This window comes from Ramlibacter sp., from assembly GCF_013697775.1.
Taxonomy (GTDB): Bacteria; Pseudomonadota; Gammaproteobacteria; order Burkholderiales; family Burkholderiaceae_C; genus Ramlibacter.
On record NZ_JACCWG010000193.1, the window covers coordinates 1 to 4,636 of the forward strand.

The 4,636-nt window shown below is 70.1% G+C and carries 5 protein-coding genes; all 5 read left to right on the forward strand.

Features of this window, described 5'->3' with window-relative positions; genetic code table 11:
- Positions 1-2: 2 nt before the first annotated feature.
- A complete protein-coding gene (locus H0U68_RS09310; RefSeq protein ID WP_296354868.1) occupies positions 3-665 on the forward strand; it encodes a protein-L-isoaspartate(D-aspartate) O-methyltransferase in 663 nt (220 codons plus the stop codon).
- 14 nt (positions 666-679) lie between these two features.
- Positions 680-1,585, forward strand: a complete 906-nt coding sequence (locus H0U68_RS09315) for a peptidoglycan DD-metalloendopeptidase family protein (protein ID WP_296354869.1) — start codon at positions 680-682, stop codon at positions 1,583-1,585.
- A gap of 1 nt (position 1,586) precedes the next feature.
- A complete protein-coding gene (gene rpoS / locus H0U68_RS09320; protein ID WP_296354871.1) occupies positions 1,587-2,609 on the forward strand; it encodes an RNA polymerase sigma factor RpoS in 1,023 nt (340 codons plus the stop codon).
- 18 nt (positions 2,610-2,627) lie between these two features.
- Complete coding sequence (locus H0U68_RS09325; RefSeq protein WP_296354874.1) at positions 2,628-3,425, forward strand: 3'-5' exonuclease; 798 nt, start codon at positions 2,628-2,630, stop codon at positions 3,423-3,425.
- Positions 3,426-3,462: 37 nt separating this feature from the next.
- A partial coding sequence (rlmD, locus tag H0U68_RS09330) for a 23S rRNA (uracil(1939)-C(5))-methyltransferase RlmD (RefSeq protein WP_296354876.1) occupies positions 3,463-4,636 on the forward strand: 1,174 nt, incomplete at its 3' end.

The following is a 4,636-nucleotide window of genomic DNA, read 5'->3' on the forward strand; positions in this document are numbered from 1 at the left end:
CGATGGGCCTGGGCATGGACTCGCAGGCGGTGCGCACGCGCATGGTGCAGAAGATCGCCGCGCAGGGCATCGCCGATCCGCTGGTGCTGGGCGCCATTCACACGGTGCAGCGCCACCGTTTCGTCGACACCGCGCTCGCCATCCAGGCCTACGAGGACACCAGCCTGCCCATTGGCCTTGAGCAGACCATCTCCAAGCCCAGCGTGGTGGCGCGCATGATCGAGCTGCTGCTGGGCGGCCGGCGCGAGGCCAACGGCCGGCTCGGCCGCGTGATGGAGATCGGCACCGGCTGCGGCTACCAGGCGGCGGTGCTCGGCTGCGTGGCCGCCGAGGTGTATTCCATCGAGCGGCTACGCGGCCTGCACGACAAGGCGCGCGAGAACCTGCGGCCGTTTCGCCTGCCCAACGTGCACCTGCTGCTGGGCGACGGCATGGCCGGCTACGCCAAGGGCGCGCCGTATGCCGGCATCATCGCCGCGGCCGGCGGCGAAGCCATGCCGCAGGCCTGGATCGACCAGCTTGCCGACGGCGGGCGCATCATTGCGCCGATGCACGTCCCCGGTGGAAAGCAGGCGCTGATCGTCGTGGAAAAAGCGGGTGTACAAGTGAAACAAACTGTGCTGGAGAACGTTCATTTCGTGCCCCTAAAATCAGGCCTCGCTTGAGGAAGCAAAACGACATGCAGAAGAAGTGCGATACGGGTTGGAGCATTGCGCTCGCGAGCCTGCTGATGGCGGTGCTGGCCGGCTGCGCGTCTCCCACGCGTGGACCGGCGCCGGTAGAAGACCGGGGCGCAGGCGCACGCCACACTGCGGTGGCGCCCCAGCCGGCGGCGGATCCGGCGCGCGTGCTGCCCGGCGCGGAGAACGCGGGCAAGCCCGGCTACTACACGGTGCGCCCCGGCGACACGCTGATCCGCATCGGCCTGGAGACCGGCCAGAACCACCGCGACCTGGCGCGCTGGAACAGCCTGGACAACCCCAACCTCATCGAAGTCGGCCAGGTGCTGCGCGTGGTGCCGACGGGCTCGTCCGAGCCCTCCAGGATGGTCACGCCGGTCACGGCGCCGTCTGCCTCCGCGCCGGCGCCCGCAGCCGTGGCGGCATCGGGGCCGGCCTCTGCGCCCGCGTCCTTGCCCACCGCCGCGGCGCGGCCGGTGGCCTCGGCGCCCAGCCTGCCTGTCATCAACACGCCGCCGGCGTCGCCCGGCGACGACGAGATCGCCTGGATCTGGCCGGTGGCGCAGGCCCCGGTGCTGGCCGGCTTCGACGAGCAGAAGAACAAGGGCCTGGACCTCGGCGGCAAAGCCGGCGAGCCGGTGCTGGCCGCGGCCGACGGGCGGGTGGTGTATGCCGGCGCGGGGCTGCGCGGCTACGGCAACCTCATCATCCTGAAGCACAACAACACCTACCTCACCGCCTACGCGCACAACCAGACGCTGCTGGTCAAGGAAGACCAGAACGTGCGCAAGGGGCAGAAGATCGCCGAGATGGGCGCGACCGACACCGACCGCGTCAAGCTGCACTTCGAGATCCGCCGCCAAGGCAAGCCGGTCGACCCGGCGCGCTACCTGCCGGCCAGATAGCATGAAACGGCGCAAGGCCCACGCTCCCGATGCGGCTCGCGCCGACGATCGGGATGCGCGGACCGGGCGCGAGGGCGCTGATGGAGACGGCGACGACGTGCCGGCGGAGCCCGTGTTCTCCGACGTTCCCCGGCGCAATGCCTCGCCCGAGCTGGCCGGCGAATCCAGCGACACGCTGACGCTGTACCTGCGCGACATCCGCCGCACCGAGCTGTTCACCGCGGAACAGGAATTCGAGGCCGCCACCCGCGCGCGCGCCGGCGACTTCGAAGCGCGCCAGTCGATGATCGAGCACAACCTGCGGCTGGTGGTCAGCATCGCCAAGCACTATCTCGGCCGGGGCGTGCCGCTGTCGGACCTGATCGAGGAGGGCAACCTGGGCCTGATGCACGCCATCGACAAGTTCGAGCCGGAGAGGGGCTTCCGCTTTTCCACCTACGCCACCTGGTGGATTCGCCAGTCGGTGGAGCGCGCGGTGATGAACCAGGGGCGCGTGATCCGGCTGCCGGTGCACGTGGTGCGCGAGCTGCAGCAGGTGCTGCGCGCGCGGCGCATGCTGGAGCACGATCCTTCGCTCGCCGCGTCGCGCGGCGGCCGCGACGGCGACACGGTGCGGGTGGAAGACGTGGCGGCGCTGCTCGGGCGCGACGTGCAGGACGTGGCGCAGCTGCTGGCCATGGCCGAGACGCCGCGCTCGCTGGACGCATCCATCGACCGCTCCGACGACGAGCACACGCTGGGCGACGTGCTCGCCGGCGACGACGCGGCCGACCCGACCGGCATCGCGCAGGGCCATGAGGTCGAGCGCCTGCTGGCCGGCTGGATCGACGCGCTGTCGCAGCGCGAGCAGCAAGTGCTGGAGGGCCGCTTCGGCCTGCACGACCGCGAACCCGAGACGCTGGAGACGCTGAGCGAGCGCATGGGCCTCACGCGCGAGCGCGTGCGCCAGATCCAGAACGAGGCGATGCTGAAACTCAAGCGGCACATGATGCGCAGCGGCGTCGACAAGAGTGCCCTGTTTTGAGCGCTGGTACAGTGCCGCATGCCGTGGCCCGTTCTCGTTTTCGACATCGAATCCATCCCTGACGTGGCGGGCCTGCGGCTGGTGCGCAACGCGCCGGCCGACGCCACCGACGCCGAGGTGCTGGGCGCCTGGCAGCAGGAGCGCCGCGACAACAACCAGAGCGAATTCCTGCCGCACTACCTGCAGCGTGTGCTGGTGATCAGCTGCGTGTTCCGCAACGCCGAGGGCGTGCGCGTGCACTCCTTCGTGGACCGCGACGGCGCCAGCGAAGGCCGGGTGGTGCAGGGCTTCTTCAAGCTGGTGGACAAGCACACGCCGCAGCTGGTGAGCTGGAACGGCGGCGGCTTCGACCTGCCGGTGCTGAACTACCGCGGGCTGCGCCACGGCGTCGCAGCCGACAGGTTTTGGTGCCTGGGCGAGGGCGGCGCACCGGACGACCGCGAGTTCAAGTACAACAACTACATCAACCGCTACCACATGCGCCACATGGACCTGATGGACGTGCTGGCGATGTACCAGCCGCGCGCCAGCGCGCCACTGGACGCGATGGCCAAGCTGTGCGGCTTTCCGGGCAAGCTGGGCATGGACGGCTCGCAGGTGCACCAGCAGTTCCTGGAAGGCAAGGTCGAGGACATCCGCCGCTACTGCGAAACCGACGTGATGAACACCTACCTGATGTACTGCCGCTTCCAGAAGATGCGCGGCGGCTTCACCGACGCCGAGTACGCGCAGGAGATCGAGCTGGTCAAGCAGACGCTGGGCAACCTGGCGGCAGCGGAGCCGCACTGGAACGAATACCTGGCGGCGTGGCGCTGAGCGGCTGGACGCGCTCGCCGCCTGAGACAATCGGGCCATGACAGACAAGCAGGACGCAGCCGGGTTGCCCCCCGGCTGGCTGGAGGTCGAATCGCTCGACATCGAGGCGCAGGGCGTGGCGCGCCGCGCCGACGGCAAGGTGGTGTTCATCGACGGCGCCTTGCCGACCGAACGCGTGAGCGCGGTGGTGAACCGCCGCAAGAACAACTGGGAGCAGGCCACGCTCATCGCGCTGCACCGCGAGTCGGCGCAGCGCGTGCGCCCGCAGTGCCCGCACTTCGGCCTGCACGAAGGCGCCTGCGGCGGCTGCAAGATGCAGCACCTGCACGTCGGCGCCCAGGTGGCGATCAAGCAGCGCGTGCTGGAGGACAACCTCTGGCACCTGGGCAAGGTCAGGCCGCAGATGATGCTGCGCCCCATCGAGGGGCCAGCCTGGGGCTACCGCTGGCGGGCGCGCTTCAGCGTGCGCCACGTGCGCAAGAAGGGCGCGGTGCTGGTGGGCTTCCACGAGCGCAAGAGCCGCTACGTGGCCGACATCCGCGAGTGCCATGTGGTGCCGCCGCACGTGAGCGACCTGCTGCTGCCGCTGCGCGCGCTGATCGGTTCCATGGACGCCATCGAGACCTGCCCGCAGATCGAGCTGGCCTGCGGCGACGCGGTGACGGCGCTGGTGCTGCGCCACCTGGAGCCGTTGAGCCCGGGCGACCTCGCCAAGCTGCGCGCCTTTGCCGGCGAGCACCCGGGCGTGCAGTGGTGGCTGCAGTCCAAGGGACCGGACACGGTGCGCCTGCTCGACGAGGGCGGGCCGCAGCTGGCGTATTCGCTGCCCGAGTTCGGCATCGCCATGCCGTTCCGGCCGACCGATTTCACGCAGGTCAATCCGCACATCAACCGCGTGCTGGTCGAGCGCGCGGTGCGGCTGCTCGACCCGCAACCGACCGAGCGCGTGATCGACTGGTTCTGCGGCCTGGGCAACTTCACCCTGCCGCTGGCCACGCGTGCCGGCGAGGTGCTGGGCATCGAGGGCAGCGAGGCGCTGGTGGCGCGCTCGCGCGAGAACTACCGGGCCAACGGCGAAGCGGTCGGCCGTGTGCTGGCGCCCGCGCAGTTCCTGGCGCGCAACCTGTTCGAGATGACGCCGCATCAGCTGGTGGCCGACGGCGTGGCAGACCGCTGGCTGATCGATCCGCCGCGCGAAGGCGCCTTCGCGC

Excerpts from the sequence above, each read along its gene's own strand:
- H0U68_RS09310 (WP_296354868.1), top strand. The coding sequence starts at position 3 with ATGGGCCTGGGCATGGACTCGCAGGCGGTGCGCACGCGCATGGTGCAG.
- H0U68_RS09315 (WP_296354869.1), top strand. The coding sequence starts at position 680 with ATGCAGAAGAAGTGCGATACGGGTTGGAGCATTGCGCTCGCGAGCCTG.
- rpoS (WP_296354871.1), top strand. The coding sequence starts at position 1,587 with ATGAAACGGCGCAAGGCCCACGCTCCCGATGCGGCTCGCGCCGACGAT.
- H0U68_RS09325 (WP_296354874.1), top strand. The coding sequence starts at position 2,628 with ATGCCGTGGCCCGTTCTCGTTTTCGACATCGAATCCATCCCTGACGTG.